At 44.7% G+C, this 620-nt stretch carries 1 protein-coding gene; it reads left to right on the forward strand.

Annotated features, from left to right (window positions below):
* Positions 1-620 (forward strand): DNA topoisomerase (locus tag FC85_RS01305; RefSeq protein WP_235807815.1); only part of this gene is annotated, 620 nt, incomplete at both ends.

Raw genomic sequence — 620 nt, forward strand, 5'->3', positions numbered from 1 at the left:
GAAGAATTTGAGTATTTAGTGGCTAATCTGACGAAGTATCTGGGGTTAGTCTCTAAACAAGTCGCTTTAACCAATACCACCCCAAATAAGCGCTATGTTAATGGAAAAAAGGTTGAAGAACACTACGCCATTATCATGACTAAAGTCGTGCCGACGAAAGAGAAACTAGCCAGCTTGCCTAAATTACAGCAACAAGTCTATGACTTGGTTTTAAGAACCACATTAGCCATGTTTGCTGATCCTTACGAATATGAAGAAACCACCATTGTTACCCAAGTCGGCGATGCTAATTTTAAAGCAACCGGTAAGGTCCCAACTAAGCAAGGTTGGCAAGCTTTATTTGATGATCACAAAGCCGACCAGCAAGAAGCAGCCACCTTACCGCTCGTTCACCAAGGCGATCAAGTCCAAGCAAATCTGCAAACACCGCAAAAAGAAACGACACCACCGGTACCCTTTACCGAAGGTACCCTGATTACGGCCATGAAGACCGCCGGCAAAACGCTTGATGATGAAGAAGCCCAAGCGATTCTTAAAGATGTGCAAGGCATTGGGACAAGTGCAACCCGGGCCAATGTGCTGGAAGTGTTAAAGAAACGCGGCTACTTAGTTACTGAAAA

The sequence above is a fragment of the Lentilactobacillus diolivorans DSM 14421 genome, from assembly GCF_001434255.1.
Classification (GTDB): domain Bacteria; phylum Bacillota; class Bacilli; order Lactobacillales; family Lactobacillaceae; genus Lentilactobacillus; species Lentilactobacillus diolivorans.